18 protein-coding genes are annotated in these 20350 nt (G+C 71.0%); 8 read left to right on the top strand and 10 right to left on the bottom strand.

The annotated features are described in order from the left end of the window. Positions 1–2: 2 nt before the first annotated feature. The 4 genes from kdpB to LNW73_RS02435 all read right to left on the bottom strand — a co-directional run bounded on the left by kdpB (position 3) and on the right by LNW73_RS02435 (position 6132). Complete coding sequence (kdpB, locus tag LNW73_RS02420) at positions 3–2132, bottom strand: potassium-transporting ATPase subunit KdpB (RefSeq protein WP_250988666.1); 2130 nt, start codon at positions 2130–2132, stop codon at positions 3–5. Beyond that, complete coding sequence (gene kdpA / locus LNW73_RS02425) at positions 2129–3793, bottom strand: potassium-transporting ATPase subunit KdpA (RefSeq protein ID WP_250988667.1); 1665 nt, start codon at positions 3791–3793, stop codon at positions 2129–2131. The genes kdpB and kdpA overlap by 4 nt, the downstream gene beginning before the upstream one ends. An 8-nt stretch (positions 3794–3801) precedes the next feature. After that, positions 3802–3891, bottom strand: a complete 90-nt coding sequence (kdpF, locus tag LNW73_RS02430; RefSeq protein WP_078075662.1) for a K(+)-transporting ATPase subunit F — start codon at positions 3889–3891, stop codon at positions 3802–3804. Positions 3892–4278: 387 nt separating this feature from the next. Then, positions 4279–6132, bottom strand: a complete 1854-nt coding sequence (locus tag LNW73_RS02435) for an APC family permease (protein WP_250988668.1) — start codon at positions 6130–6132, stop codon at positions 4279–4281. A 303-nt stretch (positions 6133–6435) separates the two neighbouring features. On the opposite strand from LNW73_RS02435, the gene LNW73_RS02440 reads away from it, so the two are divergent. Next, complete coding sequence (locus LNW73_RS02440) at positions 6436–6996, top strand: hypothetical protein (RefSeq protein WP_250988669.1); 561 nt, start codon at positions 6436–6438, stop codon at positions 6994–6996. 281 nt (positions 6997–7277) lie between these two features. Further along, on the top strand, positions 7278–8246 hold the full coding sequence (locus LNW73_RS02445; protein ID WP_250988670.1) for a Ppx/GppA phosphatase family protein: 969 nt from the start codon (positions 7278–7280) through the stop codon (positions 8244–8246). 3 nt (positions 8247–8249) lie between these two features. On the opposite strand, the gene LNW73_RS02450 is transcribed toward LNW73_RS02445, so the two are convergent. After that, entirely contained in the window at positions 8250–8795 is a 546-nt protein-coding gene (locus LNW73_RS02450) for a helix-turn-helix domain-containing protein (protein WP_250988671.1), read from the bottom strand. 145 nt (positions 8796–8940) lie between these two features. On the opposite strand from LNW73_RS02450, the gene LNW73_RS02455 reads away from it, so the two are divergent. Beyond that, on the top strand, positions 8941–9891 hold the full coding sequence (locus LNW73_RS02455; protein WP_250988672.1) for an alpha/beta fold hydrolase: 951 nt from the start codon (positions 8941–8943) through the stop codon (positions 9889–9891). A 92-nt stretch (positions 9892–9983) separates the two neighbouring features. Here LNW73_RS02455 and LNW73_RS02460 read toward each other — a convergent pair whose 3' ends face one another. From LNW73_RS02460 to LNW73_RS02475, 4 genes are all read right to left on the bottom strand, one after another. After that, positions 9984–10775, bottom strand: coding sequence for an ABC transporter permease (locus LNW73_RS02460; protein ID WP_250988673.1), 792 nt, complete (start codon positions 10773–10775; stop codon positions 9984–9986). Further along, positions 10772–11791 carry an ATP-binding cassette domain-containing protein gene (locus LNW73_RS02465; RefSeq protein WP_250988674.1) on the bottom strand — a complete coding sequence of 340 codons (1020 nt, stop codon included), beginning with the start codon at positions 11789–11791 and terminating at the stop codon, positions 10772–10774. Before LNW73_RS02465 ends, LNW73_RS02460 begins: the two co-directional genes overlap by 4 nt. A 100-nt stretch (positions 11792–11891) precedes the next feature. Beyond that, positions 11892–12737, bottom strand: a complete 846-nt coding sequence (locus tag LNW73_RS02470; protein ID WP_250988675.1) for a DUF4097 family beta strand repeat-containing protein — start codon at positions 12735–12737, stop codon at positions 11892–11894. 83 nt (positions 12738–12820) lie between these two features. Then, the gene (locus tag LNW73_RS02475) at positions 12821–13339 is read right to left on the bottom strand and encodes a hypothetical protein (RefSeq protein ID WP_250988676.1); all 519 of its coding nucleotides are present in this window, start codon (positions 13337–13339) and stop codon (positions 12821–12823) included. Between the two features lie 367 nt (positions 13340–13706). On the opposite strand from LNW73_RS02475, the gene LNW73_RS02480 reads away from it, so the two are divergent. The 3 genes from LNW73_RS02480 to LNW73_RS02490 all read left to right on the top strand — a co-directional run bounded on the left by LNW73_RS02480 (position 13707) and on the right by LNW73_RS02490 (position 17819). After that, positions 13707–14621 (top strand): hypothetical protein, encoded by a 915-nt coding sequence (locus LNW73_RS02480; protein ID WP_250988677.1) that lies wholly within the window; start codon positions 13707–13709, stop codon positions 14619–14621. A gap of 355 nt (positions 14622–14976) precedes the next feature. Continuing rightward, on the top strand, positions 14977–16731 hold the full coding sequence (locus tag LNW73_RS02485; RefSeq protein ID WP_250988678.1) for a serine/threonine-protein kinase: 1755 nt from the start codon (positions 14977–14979) through the stop codon (positions 16729–16731). A gap of 74 nt (positions 16732–16805) precedes the next feature. Further along, positions 16806–17819, top strand: a complete 1014-nt coding sequence (locus tag LNW73_RS02490) for a hypothetical protein (protein ID WP_250988679.1) — start codon at positions 16806–16808, stop codon at positions 17817–17819. 45 nt (positions 17820–17864) lie between these two features. Here LNW73_RS02490 and LNW73_RS02495 read toward each other — a convergent pair whose 3' ends face one another. Then, positions 17865–18374 carry a mycothiol transferase gene (locus tag LNW73_RS02495; protein ID WP_250978922.1) on the bottom strand — a complete coding sequence of 170 codons (510 nt, stop codon included), beginning with the start codon at positions 18372–18374 and terminating at the stop codon, positions 17865–17867. Between the two features lie 167 nt (positions 18375–18541). On the opposite strand from LNW73_RS02495, the gene LNW73_RS02500 reads away from it, so the two are divergent. Together LNW73_RS02500 and LNW73_RS02505 are read left to right on the top strand one after the other, a co-directional pair. Continuing rightward, entirely contained in the window at positions 18542–18766 is a 225-nt protein-coding gene (locus tag LNW73_RS02500; protein ID WP_187145353.1) for a hypothetical protein, read from the top strand. A gap of 80 nt (positions 18767–18846) precedes the next feature. Then, positions 18847–20205 (top strand): hypothetical protein, encoded by a 1359-nt coding sequence (locus LNW73_RS02505; RefSeq protein ID WP_250988680.1) that lies wholly within the window; start codon positions 18847–18849, stop codon positions 20203–20205. Positions 20206–20350 lie beyond the last annotated feature (145 nt).

Raw genomic sequence — 20350 nt, forward strand, 5'->3', positions numbered from 1 at the left:
CGTCACCCGATGCCAGGGATGAGGGAGATGAGCAGGTCAATGATCTTGATGCCGATGAACGGGGCGATCAGGCCGCCGAGTCCGTAGACCGCGAGGTTGCGGCGGAGCATCCGGTCGGCGCCCATCGGCTTGTACCGCACGCCCCGCAGGGCCAGCGGCACCAGCGCGATGATGATCAGCGCGTTGAAGATGACGGCCGACAGGATCGCGGACTGCGGGCTGTGCAGGCTCATGATGTTGAGCTTGTCCAGGCCCGGGTACGCGACCGCGAACATGGCGGGGATGATCGCGAAGTACTTCGCGACGTCGTTGGCGATGGAGAACGTCGTCAGCGCGCCACGGGTGATCAGCAACTGCTTGCCGATCTCCACAATCTCGATGAGCTTGGTGGGGTTGGAGTCCAGGTCCACCATGTTCCCGGCCTCCTTGGCGGCCGAGGTACCGGTGTTCATGGCCACGCCCACGTCCGCCTGGGCGAGCGCGGGAGCGTCGTTGGTGCCGTCACCGGTCATCGCGACGAGCTTGCCGCCCGCCTGCTCCCGCTTGATCAGCGCCATCTTGTCCTCGGGAGTCGCCTCCGCGAGGAAGTCGTCGACACCCGCCTCCTCGGCGATCGCCTTGGCGGTCAGCGGGTTGTCGCCGGTGATCATGATGGTCTTGATGCCCATCCGGCGCAGTTCGTCGAACCGCTCCCGCATGCCGTCCTTGACGACGTCCTTGAGGTGGACGACGCCCAGCACGCGGGCGCCCTCGGCGTCCTCGACGGCGACGAGCAGCGGTGTACCGCCGGCCTGGGAGATCGCGTCGGTGAGCGTCCTGGCGTCCTCGGCGACGACTCCGCCGCGCTCGGCGACCCAGGCGATGACCGAACCGGCCGCGCCCTTGCGGACCTTGCGGCCGTCCACGTCCACACCCGACATGCGGGTCTGGGCGGTGAACGCGATCCAGTCGGCGCCCTTCAGCTCGCCCTGCTGCCGCTCGCGCAGCCCGTACTTCTCCTTCGCCAGGACGACGATGGAACGGCCTTCCGGCGTCTCGTCGGAGAGCGAGGAGAGCTGAGCGGCGTCGGCGAGCTCGGCGTCCGTGGTGCCCTGGACGGGTACGAACTCCGACGCCTGGCGGTTGCCGAGGGTGATGGTGCCGGTCTTGTCGAGCAGCAGCGTGGAGACGTCGCCCGCGGCCTCGACGGCCCGCCCGGACATCGCGAGCACGTTGCGCTGCACGAGCCGGTCCATACCGGCGATGCCGATGGCCGACAGCAGTGCGCCGATGGTGGTCGGGATGAGGCAGACCAGGAGCGCGACCAGCACGATCATCGACTGCTTCTGGCCGGCGTAGATCGCGAACGGCTGGAGCGTGACGACCGCCAGCAGGAAGACGATGGTGAGCGACGCGAGCAGGATGTTCAGCGCGATCTCGTTCGGCGTCTTCTGCCGCGAGGCACCTTCCACCAGGGCGATCATCCGGTCGATGAACGTCTCACCCGGCTTCGTCGTGATCTTGATGACGACGCGGTCGGAGAGCACCTTCGTGCCACCGGTCACCGCGCAGCGGTCACCGCCGGACTCCCGGATGACCGGGGCCGACTCGCCGGTGATGGCCGACTCGTCGACGCTCGCGACACCCTCGACGACGTCCCCGTCACCGGGGATGACGTCGCCGGCCTCGCAGACCACCAGGTCACCGATGCGCAGTTCGGCACCGGGAACGCTCTCCTCCACGCCGCCGTCGAGCCGCCGCGCGACGGTGTCGGTCTTCGCCTTGCGCAGGGTGTCGGCCTGCGCCTTGCCGCGGCCCTCGGCCACCGCCTCCGCCAGGTTGGCGAAGATCGTGGTGAGCCAGAGCCAGCCGGCGATGGCCCAGCCGAACCAGTCGCCCGGATCGGTGAACGCGAAGATCGTGCTCAGCACGGAGCCGATCTCGACCACGAACATCACGGGGGACTTGACCATCACCCGCGGGTCGAGCTTGCGGACCGCGTCCGGGAAGGACCGGATCAGCTGCTTGGGGTCGAACAGGCCCCCGCCGACGCGTGCGCTGTCGGTCTGGTGACCGGTGGGCACGTCCTGGTGCGGGGCACGGGTCGGAGTGACAGTGGACATCGAGTCCTCTTGCTTCAGACGAGTGGTCATGACCCCAGCCCCTCGGCGAGCGGCCCCAGCGCCAGCGCCGGGAAGTAGGTCAGGCCAGTGACGATGATGATCGTGCCGACCAGCAGCCCGGTGAAGAGCGGCTTGTGGGTGCCCAGGGTGCCCGCGGTGGCCGGGACCGGCTTCTGCTCGGCGAGCGAGCCGGCCAGTGCCAGCACGAACACCATCGGCAGGAAGCGGCCGAGCAGCATCGCGAGCCCGATCGTGGTGTTGAACCACTGGGTGTCGGCGTTGAGCCCGGCGAAGGCCGAGCCGTTGTTGTTGGCGCCCGAGGTGTACGCGTACAGGATCTCGGAGAAGCCGTGCGCGCCCGAGTTGGTCATCGAGTGGGCCGGGGTCGGCAGCGCCATGGCGGCGGCGGTGAAGCACAGCGCCAGTGCCGGGGTGATGAGGATGTAGCAGGCCGCGAACTTGATCTCGCGGGTGCCGATCTTCTTGCCCAGGTACTCGGGGGTGCGCCCCACCATCAGTCCCGCGATGAACACCGCGATGATGGCCATGATCAGCATGCCGTAGAGACCGGAGCCGACACCGCCGGGAGCGATCTCGCCGAGCTGCATGCCCAGCAGGGTGATGCCGCCGCCGAAGCCGGTGAACGAGGAGTGGAACGAGTTCACGGCGCCGGTCGAGGTGAGCGTGGTCGCCACCGCGAAGATCGACGAGCCGCCGACGCCGAACCGGGTCTCCTTGCCCTCCATCGCCCCACCGGCGATGTCGAAGGCCGGGCCGCCGTGGTGGAACTCGGTCCACATCATCAGTGCGGTGAAGCCGATCCAGATCGTCACCATCGTGGCGAGGATCGCGTAGCCCTGCTTGACGCTGCCGACCATCTTGCCGAAGGTGCGGGTGAGGGCGAACGGGATGACGAGGATCAGGAAGATCTCGAAGAGGTTCGAGATGCCGTTCGGGTTCTCGAAGGGGTGCGCCGAGTTGGCGTTGAAGTAGCCGCCACCGTTGGTGCCCAGCTCCTTGATGGCCTCCTGGGAGGCGACCGCGCCGCCGTTCCACTGCTGCGAGCCGCCCAGGAACTGGCCGACACCGTGGATGCCGGAGAAGTTCTGGATTGCGCCGCAGGCGACCAGCACGACCGCGCCGATCACCGCGATCGGGATCAGGATGCGTACGGTGCCGCGCACCAGGTCGGCCCAGAAGTTGCCGAGCTCGCCGGTGCGGGAGCGGGCGAAGCCGCGTACCAGCGCCACCGCCACGGCAAGGCCGACGGCCGCCGACACGAAGTTCTGCACCGCGAGGCCGCCGGTCTGTACGACGTGGCCCATGGCCTGCTCGCCGTAGTACGACTGCCAGTTGGTGTTCGACACGAAGGACGCGGCGGTGTTGAACGCCTGGTCCGGGTCGATCGAGGAGAAGCCGAGCGACCCGGGCAGACTGCCCTGGATCCGCTGCATCAGGTAGAGGAAGAGGACGCTCGCCGCGGAGAAGGCGAGGACGCCGCGCAGGTACGCGGGCCAGCGCATCTCGGTGGACGGGTTGGCGCCGATGGCCTTGTAGATCCACTTCTCGACGCGCAGGTGCTTGTCGGAGGAGTAGACGCCGGCCATGAAGTCGCCGAGCGGACGGTATGCCAGTGCCAGCGCGGCTATCAGCGCGAGCATCTGGAGCACACCGGCGAGGACGGGGCTCATATCTGGACTCAGAACCTCTCCGGGTACAGAAGGGCGAGGACGAGGTAGCCCAGGAGGGCGACGGCCACGACGAGGCCGACGATGTTTTCGGCGGTCACAGCTTTGCCACCCCCTTGGCGATGAGAGCCACCAACGCGAACACCGCGATCGTGGTGACGACGAAGGCCATGTCGGCCATCGTGTGCTCCTAGAAGAGTCGGAATCTCTGACCCCTTGAGCAAACCTCCTGAACAGCCCGCCGCGTCGTTCGTTGATGCGTCCCTTACGGCCACTGGCAGGCTTTTAACGCGTCCCATACGCACACCGTCCGACCTGCGGAAAAGCGGGTGTCCCCGGTTGTCGGGGACAGGTTCAGGACCCGGTGGCCCGTCGTGTTCCGGCCGTCCGCGGTGGGCGGGCACGGCTCCGCCCGGCCGCACGAGGGGGAGCTCGTGCGGCCGGGCGGCGAGGGTGGGTCCGATGGGCTCCGATCCGGGCCCGGTGGCTCACCGGTCGGACGGGGCCGCCAGGCGGAAGCGGAGCCGGCAGATGACGGCGTCGGTGTCCCGGCGCACGGCGTGGGCGACGACCGCGCCGCGCTGGTTCTGCAGAAGGCGCTGCCACAGGTGGGCGGGCTCCACCTCCGGGATGAGGACGGTGATCCGGGTGCCGGGCTGATCGGCGGCCATCCGACGGACGAGGGCGGCGACAGGGCGGCCGACGGAACGCGTGGGCGACGGCAGGTCGCGCAGTTCGACGCCGGGCGACCACAGCGCCCAGTCGCGGTGCAGGGCCTCGGTGCGCTCGCGGTCGTCGGGGTCGGTGACGGTGACCGCGATGACCTCGTCGCCCAGGGAGACGGCGGCGGTCAGCGCCTCGCTGGTGAGACGGGACAGCGACGCCACCGGGACGATGATCACCGACCGGTCGCGGTGCGGGGCGTCGGGGATGGAGCCCAGGGCCAGCCGGTCGGCGATCCGGACGTAGGCGCGGTGGACCGCCTCGAAGAGCAGGACGAGGAGCGGCAGTGCCAGCACGATCATCCAGGCGCCCTCGGTGAACTTGACCGACGTGGTGATCACCGCGGCGACACCGGTCAGCACGGCCCCGAACCCGTTCAGCGCCGCCTTCGCCCGCCACCCCGGCGATCGCTCCGCGCGCCAGTGGCGCACCATGCCGGTCTGACAGATGGTGAAGCCGACGAACACCCCGATCGCGAAGAGCGGCACGAGCGTGTTGGTGTCGCCGCCCGAGAACACCAGCAGCAGCGCGGAGACGGCGGCGAGCGCCAGCACGCCGTGGCGGTGGACCTGGCGGTCGGCCTTGAGGCCGAAGACGTGCGGGAGGAAGTTGTCCCGGGCCAGCAGGCCCATCAGTACGGGCAGCCCGCCGAAGGAGGTGTTCGCGGCGAGCGCCAGCAGCACGACGGTCGCGAACTGGACGACGTAGAAAGCCCAGTTGTGGCCGAGCGAGGCGTCGGCCAGCTGGGCGAGTACGGTCACGCCCTCGACCGGCTGGAGGTGGAAACGGCCGATGAGGACCGACAGGCCGATCAGCATGACGCCGAGCAGCCCGCCCAGCGCCACCTCGGTGCGCTGGGCGCGCCTGCGCGCCGGGGCGCGGAAGGACGGGACGGCGTTGGCGACGGCCTCGACACCGGTCAGGGCGGAGCAGCCCGTCGCGAACGCCTTCATCAGGAGCAGCGCGCCGACCGTGGTCGCGTTGGCGCCCAGCGCGGAGGCGTGGCCGGCCGCGGCCTCGGTACTGGCGGGGGCGTCACGGAACAGCCCGACGACGATGATCGTGAGGATGGAGCCGACGAAGACCGCGGTGGGGACGATGAACGCCCTGGCCGAGTCGACGATGCCGCGCAGGTTGACGGCGGTGACGAGGGCGAGGACCGCCAGGCAGATCCACACCCGGTCGCCGTACAGGGCGGGGAACGCCGAGGTGAGCGCGGCCACACCGGCGGTCACCGACACGGCCACGTTCAGGACGTAGTCCAGGATCAGGGAGGCCGCCGTCACCAGGCTGGTGCGCCGTCCCAGGTGCCGCTTGGCGACCGCGTACGAGCCGCCGCCGTCCGGGAAGGCCGCGATCACCTGGCGGTAGGAGGCGACGAGGACGGCCAGCAGGCCGGCTATCGCGAGGGTGACGGGAAGGGTGAACCCGAGCCCGTACCCGCCCGCCGCGGCCAGCACCAGAACGATCGCCTCGGGGCCGTACGCCACCGACGCCATCGCGTCCAGCGACAGCGCGGCCAGCCCTTGCAGCGCGGTCAGCTTGTGCTGCTCCTGAGCCGGGTCCGGGGGTTGCCCGTCGGACGCCTCAAGAGTCGGCTCGCTGGTCAGAACGGACATCGTGGTCGTACCTCCCTGGTGTGGATACCCAGCGTGGCGGCGGCTCCCGGGGCGGATGCGCCGTCCGTACGCGGTCCTGACGCCGGACGGCGGCATCTTGACGCCTTCCTGTCGGCGCCTTCGCCCCGCCGAGGTGGAGGCCAGGCGGCGCGGTACGGGATCGGCCCTTCGCTGAGTGTGTGAGACCCGGCCGGGCCGGTGACGTGACCGAGGTGCTTCCGTCCGGGCGATCGGCGTCAAAAATGCATCAGCGATCCGTCAATGCACCGTGTTTCGACGTGCGGCATGACTAGCGTCGGCCGTATGGGACGGCGAACCGCACGCACCGCTCCGCTGGGCGGGGCCTACTCCGCGGACTCGGGTTGGACGAGCGCCCGCGACCGCTTCTGGGCCGGAGAGCTCCGGTCGGCGGCGGGCTGCGCCGCCGCGCTCTTCGCCGTGCTGACGCTGACCGACGCCTGGAAAGGGCAGCTCACCGCGCCGCGCGCCGGGATCTGGGCGGCGCTGGCCGTCCTGCTGTTCGCCGTGCTCGCACCGGCGAGGGTGTCGGTGGACCAGGAGTGGCTGGTCTCGCGCGGACTGCTGCGCCGCCGCCGGGTCCGCACCGACCGCCTGGCGAGGGTCCGATGGCACGACGGCACCGCTCCCCGGCTCGTCCTGCGGGACACACTCGGTGGCGTCGTCGAGCTGAACGCACGGGTGCTCGTCGACAATCCGCTGCTGTGGATCGCACTGGACGCCGGCGTCCGCCACTCCCTCGGCACCGGAACCCTGCGGAGCGGGGCCGGTGATCTGCTGCGGGCGGCGGAACAGATCGACGGGGCCGCGGCGCGGGCCACCTTCCGCGCATCCGGGCTGGAGTAACGGGCGGCGTCGAACGCCGGAAGCGGAAGCGCGGCGCGGCCGCCAGGCGGCGCCGCAGGCTCGCGGGCTTCGCCTCATCACCGTCTTCCCGCTGCCCCGGATCGCGGCGTGAAGTGCCGCCCGGCCGCTACCGGGTACTCCCTCCGGAGAGCTCCACGCCCCTGGTCGGAGATCAACGTTGTGTCAGGAGCGACCCCGCACGGACATCCCGCCCCCTAGGATCGAACGCAATCGAACTGAGAAACGGGGGAATCAGTCGGATGGAAGGGGGACGCCCGGAAGTGGCCGCCGTACTGGATGTCGGGTGCCACAGCGCGTTGTTGGCGGTGGTCAGGCGGCGGCCCGGCGGGGGGTTGAAGCCGGTCTTCTCGTACAAGACGCGGCTGCGGTTGCACGAGGCGCTCGACCGGAAAGGCCGCATACGCGAGACGGGGATCACCAGCGTGGAGTGCGCGGTGGCCGAGGCGACGGCCGCCGCCCGGTTCGGCTGCCCGTCGGCGGTGTTCCCCTTCGCGACCTCGGTCATCCGGGACGCGCCCAACCGGGAAGAGGTGATCGCGCGGGTGGCCCGTGCCACCGGGACCCGACTGCGGGTGCTGCCCGGCGAGGAGGAAGCGCGGCTGGCCTATGTGGCGGCCCGGCAGTGGGCGGGCGCCAAGACCGGCCCGCTGCTGATGCTGGACATCGGCGGTGGCACCGTGGAGATCGCCTCGGGCCGGCGAGAGCAGCCCCGCAGCACGCTTTCGCTGCCGCTGGGCGCCCGCCGGATCACCCGGGACTGGTTCCCGGCCGGCACCCCCTCGTCGGCGGGACGTCTGCAGGAGATCCGGGAGTACCTCAGCCATGCCCTGGGTGCGGTGCCCGACCTGCCGGTGGCCGCACGGAACGGGCGCGTCGTCGCCTGCTCCAAGACCTTCGAGCAGCTCGCCGAACTGGCCGGCGCCCCCGCCCAGGACATCGACCCCCATGCCGGACAGCAGCTGACACTGCCCCAGTTGCGCCAATGGATCCCCGTGCTGGCCGCAGCGGACCCCGCCCAGCGCACCCACCTGCCGGGCATTTCCCGGCACCGCGCCGGACAGTCCCTGGCCGGCGCCCTGATCGCCGAGGCTCTGCTCTCCGCGTGCGAGGCCGAGAGCGTTGACATCTGCCCCTGGTCCACCCGGGAGGGACTCCTGCTGGAGCGCCTCGGCACGGCCTCGGCGGCGCCCCGGCACGACCTGCCGACAAACCTGCCGCTCGTCAGCTGACACCTAGTGTTCCGGTGCGGGCGGCTCCCCGATCGGGAACAGGACCGGGGAGAGCAGGTGCTGGGTGCGGTCCGGTGACGGCTCGTTGCCCAGCTGGGCCACGATCGCGGCGCGCATTCCACCGATCATCTCGGCGAGTTCGTCCTGGCTGAGCCACAGCGCGTGCTGCCGGTAGCCCACCGAGTCGGCGGCGGGGTCGGCGTGGTCCCGGTCGAGGTAGGCGTTGAACTCGGCGATCAGGGTGGCCATCGCAACGGCGAACGCCCGGCGGTGGTCGTCCACCGAGACCGACGCGGCCGCCTCGGCGCCGATCACCGCCCGCTCCCGGTGCAACCGGTACGTGCGTTCCACAGCGCCGCGCACCCGCTGCTCACCGTCCACCTCCAGCACTCCGCCGTCGGCGAGCAGGGCGACGTGCCGGTACACGGTGGCCTTCGAGACGTCGGTCAGGCGGGCGCACAACTGGCTGGTGGTGAGGGCCTGTCCGCCGGACAGGGCATGCACGATGCGCAGCCGCACCGGATGTACGAGGAGTTCCAACGTGTCCACGGTGGCATGATCTCATATGCGATACCGTTCGCAATGTTGAGAACGTAGGACGGACCCGGGTCGGCTCCTGCCTGCCTCCGTCGGCCTCCGTCGGCCTCTGTCGACCCGGGACGGTCCGGTATGCCCAGACGCCGAAGGAGCAGCGATGCACCGTCCCTCACCCGAAGTTCACCCCGGGACCACCGCCGACGCGGCGCCGTCCGGGCCGCCACTGGGACGCTTCCATGACGTGGACGGACGGCGGCTGGCGCTGCACCACTCGGGCACGGGCGGCCCGAGCGTGGTGCTCCTGCCCGGCGCCGGACTGGTGGGCCTGGACTTCCTGAACATCCAGCAGGGCGCGGCGGAACGCACCACGAGCGTGCTCTACGACCGCGCCGGAACCGGCTGGAGCGAGGACGCCGAGCTCCCCCGGACCCCCACCGACGTGACCGACGAACTCCGGCACCTCCTGCGCGCCGCCGGCATCCCCGCGCCCTACCTGCTGGCCGGCCACTCCCTGGGAGCGATGTACGCACGCCGCTACGCCCAGCGCTTCCCCGACGAGGTGGCCGGCCTGCTCCTGCTCGACCCCGGCCACGAGGACATGCTCTCCTATCTGCCGCGGCAGGTGGCCGAGATGAACGACCGGATGAAGCCCGACCTGGAGCAGCTGCCGGAACTGACGGATGAACAGATCCGGTCCGCCCGCGGCCAGTACACGCAGCTCTACGCGCAATGGCCGGATCCGCTGCGCGAGGCGCTCATCGAGCACCACCTCACCACCTGGCGGACCGGCATCCGCGAGACGCTCAACTTCGAGGACGAGGTCTACGACGAGCTGCGGAGCGGCGGACCGCTGCCCGACGTTCCGCTGACCGTACTCACCACCACGGGCAGCAACCCGTACTGGGCCCGCTTCATGTCCGACGAGCTCCAGCGCGAGGCACACGACGGCGTGCACGCCCTCCATGCGGCGCTGGCGGGATCCGTTCCGCGCGGCGAACACCGCGTCATCGACGGCGCGTCACACCAGTACGCCCATGTCACGCACCCTGACGCCGTACTGCGGGCCCTCCACGATCTCCTCGACGCGACGACGGACAGCGGAGCGTAGAAACGACCGGGCGGCGCACGCCGACGCGGGGTCGGAGTACGCCGCCCAGGGGCGGAAGGAGTTGCGGGAGGTGGCCCGCACTGTCATGGCGGTTACTTCGGGTCCTGGTTGAACTTCGAGGTCGACCAGAAGTATCCGAGCACGGTCAGGCCCAGGCTCCAGGCGACGCTGAGCCATCCGTTGTTGCCGATCCCGGTGCCGAGCAGCAGTCCGCGCAGGGTCTCGATGGCCGGGGTGAAGGGCTGGTACTCGGCGATCGGCCGGAACCAGCCCGGCATGGTGTCGATCGGGATGAAGGCGCTGGAGAAGAGGGGCAGCAGGATCATCGGCAGCGCGTTGTTGCTGGCTGCCTCGGCGTTCGGACTGATCAGACCCATGCCGACCGCGATCCAGGTGAGTGCCATGGCGAAGAGCACGAGCAGCCCGAACGCCGCCAGCCACTCCAGGACGGTGGCGTCCGTGGACCGGAAACCGATGGCCACGGCGACCGCGCCGACGAGCACCACGCTCATCACCGACTGCAACACGCTGCCGACGACATGCCCGACGAGCACCGAGCCGCGGTGGATCGCCATCGTGCGGAAGCGGGCGATGATGCCCTCGGTCATGTCGTTGGAGACCGACACCGCGGTCCCGACCACGGTGCCGCCGATCGTCATCAGCAGGATGCCCGGAACGATATAGGCGATGTAGTCGGAGCGGTCGGCACCGCCGCCACCGATCCCAGCACTCATCACGTCGCCGAAGATGTAGACGAAGAGCAGCAGCAACATGATCGGCGTGAGCAGCAGGTTCAGGGTGAGGGACGGGTAGCGCCGGGCGTGCAGGAGATTGCGGCGCAGCATCGTGTTCGAGTCGCGGACGGCGAGGGCGAAGGCGCTCATCGGACGGTCTCCTTGGGCTGGTTGGGCTGGTTGGGCTGGTTGGGGACGGTGCTTCCGCCGGTCAGGGCGAAGAAGACGTCGTCGAGGTCGGGGGTGTGCACCGTCAGCTCGTCCGCCTCGATCTCGGCGGCGTCGAGCCAGTCGAGGATGGCGCGCAGCTCGCGCTGGCTGCCGTCGCAGAGGATCTGCAGCGCCAGTGCCTCGTCGTCCCGGGTGACCTCGCGCAGCGCGACGGCGGCGGCCCGGTACGCGGCCGGGTCGGTGAAGCGCAGCCGCACATGGCCGCCGGGGATGAGCCGCTTCAGCTCCTCCGCGGTGCCTTCGGCGGCGATCTTCCCGTCGTTGAGCACGGCGATGCGGTCGGCGAGTTCGTCGGCCTCGTCCAGGTACTGGGTGGTGAGGAAGACGGTGACGCCGTCGGAGACCAGCTCGCGGATGATCCCCCACATGTTGTGGCGGCTCCGCGGGTCGAGGCCGGTGGTCGGCTCGTCGAGGAAGATGATCCGCGGATTGCCGACCAGCGTCATGGCGATGTCGAGGCGCCGCTTCATGCCGCCCGAGTAGGTGGAGGCGGGCTTCTTCGCGGCCTCGACGAGATCGAAGCGCTGCAGGAGTTCGGCGGCGACCTTCCGTCCCTCCTGCTTCGGCAGGTGGTGCAGGTCGGCCATGAGGAGCATGTTCTCCTCGCCGGTGATCAGGCCGTCGACCGCGGAGAACTGCCCGGTGACACCGATCGCGGCACGCACCGCCTGCGGGTCGGCGGCCAGGTCGTGGCCCGCGACCTGGGCCTGCCCGCCGCCGGCGGTGATGAGCGTGGAGAGGATCTTGACGGCGGTGGTCTTGCCGGCTCCGTTCGGGCCGAGCAGCGCGAAGACGGTGCCGGCCGGAATGCGCAGGTCGATCCCGTCGAGGACGAGCTTGTCGCCGTAGGACTTGCGCAGGCCGACGGCGGAGACGGCGGCGGACGGCTCCTGACCGTCACCACTACTGGGCATGGGCATGACAGATGAAGGCATGGGCCTCTCCCGATCGAAGGCTGGAACGGAGCAACTGGATGGGGCGACTGCAATGGAGTGACTGGAAGGGAGCGGCTGAAAGGGAGTGCGGGCCGGGCTCTCAGACGCGGGCGCGACGGACGTCGATGTTGCCCCAGCGGGTCCGGGCGCGGACCTCGACGGTGTCCTCGGTCTTCTCCGGAGGCTCGGAGGCGTCGAGCGCGTTCCGTACCTGCCCGCGGCCGGAGCTGACGTCGAGCCAGGCGGCGGTGCCCTCACGGATGCCGATGTCGATGGCGCCGTAGTTGGTCTCCAACTGGACGTTCCCGCGCGCGACTTCGGCGACGCGCAGGGTGCCGTTCGCGGTGGTGGCGGCGACCGAGCCCTCGGCGCGCTCGATGGTGATGTCACCGTTGGAGCCGCTGACCCGCAGGTCGCCGGTCGCGGTGCCGACGGTCGTGGTGCCGTGCGAGTTCTTCAGGACGGCCGTGCCGTTGACGGTGCCGACGCGCAGGCTGCCGGAACTGGTGGTGACCTCGGCGGAGCCCTCGACGTGGTCCACGGTGATGGACCCGTGGGACGCGGTCAGGTGCAGCGGCCCGGTCGTGTCGAGGCGGACATCACCGGACGAGGTCTTCACACGGACCTCGCCGAGCCGGCCCTCGCCCAGCACCTGGGTCCAGGAGCCGGTCATGTCGACGCGCGAGCCGGTGGGCAGTTCGACCGTCACGTCGACCGCGCCGGTGGCCCCGACGAGATAGCGCGTCTTGGGTGTCCTGATGGTCAGGACGCCGCCCGAGTAGGTGACCTCGGTCTGCTCGGCGGCCCGTACGTCCTTGTCCTTCTTCGGGTCGCGGGGAGTCACGTCCACGACGGTGTCGGCGCGGTCGGCCGCGGCGAACTGGATGGATCCCGCGTCCACGCGGGCGTTGACCGAGATCGGCTGGGGAGTGTCGAAAGCAGGCATGACTGTCCCGTCCTCTTGGGTCGTCTTGGGTTTTCGTGCGGGTATGCGTGCGGATACTCGTGCGGGTAGGCGTGCGGGTTCGGTCAGTGCACCCAGCCCGTGAAGCTCTGTCCGACGGTCCTGGTCTTCCCGGGGGTACGGGGGGTGGCGGCGTCGCCCGAGTCGACCGCGGCCGACACGACACGTACGAGCCATGCGTTGACCGAGAGGCCCTCCCGTGCCGCGGCGTCCTCGGCGCGGTTCTTGAGGTGGGCGGGCAGGCGCAGATTGACGCGCGCCGTGCCGCCCTCGTCCGTGTCGGCCGGGACCGGGGCCGGTGCGGGCGCCGGTGCGCCGAGGGGTTCGCTCCGGTCCTCGTGCTGCGGCAGCACCACCACGAAGTCGGGGTCGAGACCGCGCAGTCGTACGTCGACCGAGCCGGGGGCGAGTTCACGGGTGACCTCGGCCATGGCGGCGGACAGCACATTGAGCATGGTCAGACGGGTGGCCGACTCCAGCGGCGCGGTCAGCCGCTCGGCAAGCTCGCGGGCTTCGTCACCCCCGGCTTCGGCGGCCACCGCCAGTTCCCTGCGGAGCGTTTCGACGTACGGCGTGAGGTCCATGACGCAATAGTGGCACCACTATGGCGCCATTGGCAAGCGCATTGGCGTCACCTGTAGCGCGGGGCATGACCCAGAAGCGACAGACGGGTACGTCGTTGCAGGTCAAGGGCGCAAAAGAGGCAGCGAGAGCTTATGGCGCCAGGTTGTCGCCGGGTGGCGCCAAGCGGTGCCATCACCCAGTGGTGAACCACCCGGGCCGGCGTCGTGGCCCCATTCCGGCGCCTCGTCGGCCCGGACGTCTGCGTCCAGGACGTGTGCCCGGGAGGTGCACCCAGGACGGTCGAGGACCCATACTCACGCGCACACGACAGCGGAAGGCGGACCCGGACGGGATCCGCCCCCGGCATCGGTGCGCGACAATCGACGGGTGCCCGGCTACCCCTCCCTCACCGCACTCGACACGCTGCTCGCCGCACTGCCCGGCATAGGAGAAGCCCGCCGGCGCCAACTGGGCATGGTGCGGCGGGAACTCGCCGCGGCACTGGCCCGGGACGCGCTGCCGGTTGCGGCCCGGCGCAGCCTGCGACGGCTGCTGGAGACCGGGACGCTCGACAGCTACCTGCGCCTCGCCGAGTCCGGCGCGCTGCGCCACCGGCTCGTGGGCGGACGGCGCCCGCCGACCTCCCCGCCCACCAACCAGGCCCGCTACGACTGTCTGAACCTCGCCCGGCAGGCGCTGGGCCTGCCACGGCTGCCGCTCGGCGGCGGCACCCCCATCCTGCGGCCCACCCCCGAGTCAGGTCAGCTGGCCGCGCTGCGGCGGCAGCTCGACCGCGACCTCGCCGGCCACCTCTCCCCCGGCCGGATCCGGCTGACCGCCGTACTCGCCCTGCTGCTCGACACCCGCTCGCGGTCCGGCGAACTGGCCGGGCAGCGCGTCACGCATCTCACCGCCGACCAGACCCGCCCGCACACCGGAATCCACTCGCGGCGGCAACCGCAGCACGGCACCGGCGTCGCGACCGAGAGCGAGTGGCTGCCGCTGTCGGACCTGAGCCGGGCGGCACTCGACCGGTGGCTGCCACTGCGCGCCGATCTGATGAGCCACGCGCACGGCACCACTCGCCTGTGGGTCAGCCTCCGCATGAACCACGCGGGCACCCTGGACGACGACGGCCGGGCCACCCTGCGGCCGGCCGGGATGCCGCTGGAGGAGAACGGACTGGTCACCTCCTACCGTGCGGGGCGGTCCCGGTACGAGGAGCTGGGACGGCTCCTGCCCCCGAAGATGGAACAGCTGCGCCGGGCCGCCGAGGACCAACACGTCGCATCACAGCTGTAGTTCCGCGCCGCGGCTCTGCGCTGCAGTTCTACGCAGTGGCTCCGCGCTGAGGATCCTCCTGGGCGCGACCGTGAGTCCCCCTCTCCCCGCCGCCTGTTCTGTCTTTTCCTCGACGACAACAGAGAGCCACAGGGCTTGTTATTATCCCTGACGCACCGTCGACGGTGCCGGCACCAGCGGACCTGAGGGCGGATGCAGGCCGGATGGGCTGACGACGACCCGGCGGCCACCGCCCCTGACCTCACCCCCTACCCTGGAGCCCGCCACGTCGCGGATGCGGAAGACCGCCGGAAAACAGCCGGGAGACCGCCGGACGACGCGCGACGGAATTGAACCAGGATGGGACGGAGCAAGGGTGACGACGGGGGACACGAGCGGCGGCGAGCTGGTCGGTACGGTCATAGCCGGGCGTTACCGGGTGACGGCGCAGTTGGGCCGGGGCGGCATGGGCGTCGTCTGCCGCGCGGTGGACGAGGTGCTGGGCCGGGAGGTCGCGGTCAAGGTCCTGCGCGCGTACAACGACGCGTCAGGACCCGAACTGGCCGATCTCCGGGCCCGGATGCAGCGCGAGGCGCGGGCCGCCGCCCGTATCCGTCACAGCGGTGTCATCACCGTGCACGACGTGACCGAGGAGCAGGGCCTGCCGGTCATCGTCATGGAGTTGATCGAGGGTCCCTCGCTCGACGGCGTGCTGATGGAGAACGGCGCGATGGATCCCCGCGAGGCCGCCGCGATCGGCGCCAAGGTGATGCACGCGCTCGACGCGGCGCACCGGGCCGGGGTGCTGCACCGGGACGTCAAGCCCGGCAATGTGCTCCTCGACCGCAGCGGGCGGGTGGTGCTCACCGACTTCGGCATCGCCAGCGTGGAAGCCCCCGACGAGGGCGCGCTGACCAAGCTGACCCAGGACGGGGTCATCGTCGGTTCGCTCGACTTCCTGGCGCCGGAGCGCGCCAAGGGCCAGGAGCCCGGCCCCGCCTCGGACATCTGGGCGCTCGGCATGACGCTCTACGCGGCGGTGGAGGGCGGGTCGGCGTTCCGCCGGACCTCCGTCTGGTCCACGCTCAACGCGATCGTCGGGGAGCCACTGCCGGAACCCCGGCAGTCCGGTCCGCTGGCGCCGGTGCTCCTCGCCCTGATGGCCAAGGAACCGGCGGACCGCCCGTCCGCCGATCAGGCGCGCCGGATGCTGGAGGCGGTCGCCGCCGGGAGCGGCACGAGTGTGCCGCCCGCGTCCGTGGCCGGAGTTGCTCCGCTGCGCCGGCCGGTGCCTCCGGCGGGCGCGGGAGCAGGTAACGCGTCCGCCGGCCGGCCGGTCGCGCCCGCCGCCTCTCCCGCGGAGGCGGCGCCGCAGCCCGGAGTCGCCGGTTATCGGCCGTCCGCCGGCCTGGGCGGCTCGGGCGGTCCTCTCGTCTCCCCCGCCGGTGGCAGGGAACGGCGCACCGAGCCGCTCCCCTCGCGCCGTCGCAACCGCGGCCGGGTCACCGTCGCGGCGGCGGCCGCCGCCGTCGTCCTGGCCGGCGGCGGACTGGCGTACGCCCTGGTGGGAACGGGTGATTCGGGCGGTGGTGGCGGGTCGAAGAACCACGCCGCCGGCTCCAGCGGAACCCCCCAGGGCGAGGCCAACATCGCGGGCGAGAAGGCCGGTGGGAAGACCGGCAAGAAGGCCGGCTCGAAGTCCCCGGGAGCGTCCGCGTCCTCCCCTCGCACGTCCGGAAAGCCCGCGAAGCAGTCCGGCGGCGCGAGCCCGGGTGACGCCGGCAGCCCGTCCGCCTCCGGCAGCAAGGCCGGCGGCGCACCGTCGTCGCCGGCGGCCCCCACCACGTCGGCGAGCGCGGTGTCGAAGAGCTGCACCGGATGGACCCACCAGGACCCGCATCCCGGCACCTACGGCTACATGACCGGCAGCTTCCACCTCACGACCGGCCCGTACGCGGTATGCCCGGACGTCGCGGCGGTCACGTCGGGAGCGAAGGTCTTCTACCACTGCTTCATCCTCAACGCGTACGGCCACACCTGGACGTACGTGCGGATCGACGGCACCAAGACCGCGGGCTGGATGTCCAACGACAACCTCACCAAGCAGAAGGGCCCCGCCTACCACTGCTGAGCCCCCGCCGAGCTCCGTCCCCGCTCCCCTACCGGCCCGGTCGTACGGTCCGACCGGGCCGGTAGGGTGCGCGAGTGATATTCGCACGAGCCACTTTCACCGCCGCCGTCGCCGCCTTCGAGGCCGCGGTGCGCGCACAGGACTCCCGGGCGTCGGAGAAGTCCTTCGGGAAGCTGCAGCAGTCCTTCCAGCGGGCGGACGACGCCGAACTCGCCGCGGCCGCACCGCGGCTCGCCGCGCTCCTGCCCGACGTGCCGGCCGGTCCCCGTTCGGTGATCGCGGTCGTCGTGGGTGCCTGTGTGGAGCGCGGCGCCGATCCCGCCGGGTGCGCTCCGGCGGTCCTCACGGAGCTGGGGAAGGCACTCGCCGGCGCGGCGGAGTTCGTCGAGCGGTGGGACGCCACCGGCGGCGGCGACCTGCCGCACGCCGACGGGAGCGGCCCGGACGCCGCGGTGGTCGACCGGGTCGGTGCGGACGCCGCCCAGGCGTGGTGGTCGCTGCCGCAGTGGGAGATGGCCACGGTCGCCATGCTCAACCACCGGGCGGTACGGGCCCAGGTGAACGGACGTCAGGAGTTGGTCGCGGCCGCCCGCCGCCTCGCCGAGGCGAGCGGCGACGAGCTGAAGTGCCTCAGCTACGCGCTGCTCGTCCTCGACGACGAGCCGCTGGTGGTCCTGCACCGGGAGAGCCGGTCCGGCTACCGGATGCGGATGAGCGGGCTCGGCGACAACTTCCAGCTCCACACCCTGCTGGCCGCCGAACTGGTCGGCGCCGGGTACGTCCCCGGCGAGGCGCCCACCCCCGAGGCCGTCGCCGTGTGCCGGAACGCCCCGGGCCAGGTGCCCACGACCGGTGCGTTCAACCTGGCCGCACCTGACGGGACATGGATCTGGAACGAGGGCACGCCGTCCGACGTCCCGGTCGTGGACGGCGTGCGGCTCCTGGTGCTCGACCCGCCGCCGTACTCACGGGGGTGGCCCGCCGGCCGCTTCTTCCCCGGCATGCCCGGCGAGCTCGTGCTGGAAGGCGTGCTGGACGCGGCGGAGACCGAGAGCTGGTTCGCCAAGATCGCCGACGCCAAAAGCTGACTCACCTCTGGGGGACGGACCGGGCGGACACGGTGGCCCGGAAGGTCAGCGCCGCCGCAGCACGCCACGGATGAAGGCCGCCTGGCCCGCGTGCTGCAGGTCGTCGGAGATGACGCTCACGAGGCGTACTCCCTGCGTCACCGCCGGGGTCCAGGCCTCGTCCACGACGCGGTCGAGGTCGGCGTCACCGAGCCCTCGCACGTAGCCGACGGTGTGCTCGTGAACGGCGTCGTAGTAGCCCAGAAGCAGCGCCGGGGTGTCCACACGGACGGCGGCCACGTCGTCGGCGCGCTGGCCGTAACCGGTGGCTCCGGTGGAGAACGGCAGCTGGAAGCGGTCGAACCAGCCCTCGGCGGTCCAGATCTCCTCGGTGCCCGCCAGGTCGGCGACATGATCGTCCTGAATGCGCGTCAGATGCCACACCAGCCAGGCGATCGAGTTGGCCTCCCCGTCGAGCCGCACGGACAGCTCGTCCGCGCTGAGTCCTTCGACGGCGCCGTGGACGGTTTCCTGGACTCGGCCGAAGGCATCGGCCAGTAGCTCCGCGCTGTTCATCCGTGACTCCTCAGAAAGTGGCAACGTTCCGACCCTTCCGATTGTGCACGCCGCCCGGCGGGGTGGGCGGGAGCACGGGCGGCGGGGCGCCGGCCGGGCCGGTCCGGAAAAAATCACCGGAGTCGCCGCTGCGCTCTAATTCGAACACGTGCTTGAATTACCGGGTGATGTACTCCTTCCCCCACGACCTCCTGCAAGCACAGCGCGAGTGGTACGCCGTGTACGGCCAGCTCGCCGACCGCACCAGTAGCAGCACCGCCGCACAGACCACGGCGCTGCGCCGCCGTCTGCACCGGCTGTCCGTCCAGGTGTCCACGCATCCGTACTGGGAGGCACATACCGGTCGGGCGCCGGCGGCGCGCATGGCGCTGCGTGAACTGGCACGCTCCTAGGCACAGTTCGACGGGACTTCCCCGTGGCAGGTCCGCCCGTCAGTGGTATCAAGGGGCAGACGTTCAACGGAGGAGGGGCCATGCCGGGTTACGCCCGTCGGTACGTCGGAAACTTCGTGCTCGCCCTCTTCATCAATCTCTCGGTGCCGGTGGCCCTCCTCATCGCCGTGGCCGCAGCCGGCCCCGGAGTCGACGGGAGGTTGTCGGCCGCTTCCCTCGGCCTGGGGCTGCTCGGTGCCCTGTCCGTACCCTTCTCGGCGAAGCGTCTCGCGCGGGCGGACTTCCCACGGATCACCCGCGGGGACCTCCTCAAGGACGCGGGCCACCACGAGGACGATGCGTTCGCCCTGTGGGCGCCGCGCGCCGACGACAGCATCCGGCAAGGCCGGTTGGCCAGGGCCGATGTGCTGGAAGCGACGTTCGTGTCGTACACCCCCGACACGGAGGCGAGCTTCGTGCACTACGCCGGCGACGTCGACCCCACCGAGGTCAAGCCCCTGATCCGGCTGAAGCTCCTGGTGCGCGGTGACGGGATCGACTCCTTCGAGACCACCGACGACGTACGGGTACAACCGCTGTGTCTGGCCGCCGTCACCGCGGGACGCCTCGCCGTCTACGTCGATCCGGACAGCTGCACGGTGCGGGGCGTCGACTGGCCGCGCAGCGCCCTGCTGTCCGGTGCCAGAACCTGCAAGGTGCTCGGTCTCGACGGCCGGAGCGTCGATCTGACCGGCCGTCCCGACCTCCTGATGGAACAGATGCAGATCTCGCGCGCTGCCGGCGGGATCGCTCTGGTCGTCGACACGGTCGTTCTCCAGCGGCTCGAACCCGCGGTGGCGGCACGCATAGCGGGGCTGGCCGAGCGGGCATGCGCCACCGTGGCGGACCGGGTCCGCCCGGCCCCGCCGGGCGAGGGGCCGACCTGGGTGGTCGACGAACTCCCCGGTGAGAAGGGAGCGTTCGGCCAGGTCGGCAGGGGCTGGGCGCGCAGAGGAGGGCAGCTGGCCCGTGCCCGGTTCCTCGAGATCCGGGGCACGACGACCTTCCAGAGCGACGGCCCGGTGGTGAAGACGATCCTGCGCATCCGCCCTGAGGACGGCGGCGCCCCCTTCGACGTCCGGCGCAAGCTGACGGTGCCGATGAACTATCTGGCCCTGCTGCACCGTACGAAGGACGTCGTCGTCCGCGTCAGCCCGAACGGGAGGTCGCACGACATCGACTGGGAGCGCACCAACCTCCTCGCCGGGGTCAGCCCGGCCGTGGTGATCGGTCCCGACGGGCAGCGGTTCACCCTGACGGGACAGGCCGATCCGCTCTGGGCCGTGATGAAGCTGCTCGTGACCAACGCCGTCAGCAACCCCAGCGGCACTCTTGACCTGCGCGAGCACCGCCCCGAGGTGGCGGAGCAGGTCCTCGACGCCATCGGACGGACGGCCTAGTCCTCGTCCTCGTCCCGGCAGGTCCCGGCTTCCGGGCTGCTCACTTCCGAAATCCGGTTCCCCATCCGCACCCCGGTTCACTACACTCGCAACGAATCGCGCGCCGCCACGTCTTCGTCATCGCGGCGCGCACCGTGACACGTGA

The sequence above is a fragment of the Streptomyces sp. RKAG337 genome, from assembly GCF_023701715.1.
Classification (GTDB): domain Bacteria; phylum Actinomycetota; class Actinomycetes; order Streptomycetales; family Streptomycetaceae; genus Actinacidiphila.

Coding starts and splice junctions, on each gene's coding strand:
- LNW73_RS02465 (WP_250988674.1), bottom strand. CDS start 11,791: ATGCCTTCATCTGTCATGCCCATGCCCAGTAGTGGTGACGGTCAGGAG.
- LNW73_RS02470 (WP_250988675.1), bottom strand. CDS start 12,737: ATGCCTGCTTTCGACACTCCCCAGCCGATCTCGGTCAACGCCCGCGTG.
- LNW73_RS02460 (WP_250988673.1), bottom strand. CDS start 10,775: ATGAGCGCCTTCGCCCTCGCCGTCCGCGACTCGAACACGATGCTGCGC.
- LNW73_RS02440 (WP_250988669.1), top strand. CDS start 6,436: ATGGGACGGCGAACCGCACGCACCGCTCCGCTGGGCGGGGCCTACTCC.
- LNW73_RS02435 (WP_250988668.1), bottom strand. CDS start 6,132: ATGTCCGTTCTGACCAGCGAGCCGACTCTTGAGGCGTCCGACGGGCAA.
- LNW73_RS02495 (WP_250978922.1), bottom strand. CDS start 18,374: ATGAACAGCGCGGAGCTACTGGCCGATGCCTTCGGCCGAGTCCAGGAA.
- LNW73_RS02455 (WP_250988672.1), top strand. CDS start 8,941: ATGCACCGTCCCTCACCCGAAGTTCACCCCGGGACCACCGCCGACGCG.
- LNW73_RS02475 (WP_250988676.1), bottom strand. CDS start 13,339: ATGGACCTCACGCCGTACGTCGAAACGCTCCGCAGGGAACTGGCGGTG.
- LNW73_RS02500 (WP_187145353.1), top strand. CDS start 18,542: ATGTACTCCTTCCCCCACGACCTCCTGCAAGCACAGCGCGAGTGGTAC.
- kdpA (WP_250988667.1), bottom strand. CDS start 3,793: ATGAGCCCCGTCCTCGCCGGTGTGCTCCAGATGCTCGCGCTGATAGCC.
- LNW73_RS02505 (WP_250988680.1), top strand. CDS start 18,847: ATGCCGGGTTACGCCCGTCGGTACGTCGGAAACTTCGTGCTCGCCCTC.
- kdpB (WP_250988666.1), bottom strand. CDS start 2,132: ATGACCACTCGTCTGAAGCAAGAGGACTCGATGTCCACTGTCACTCCG.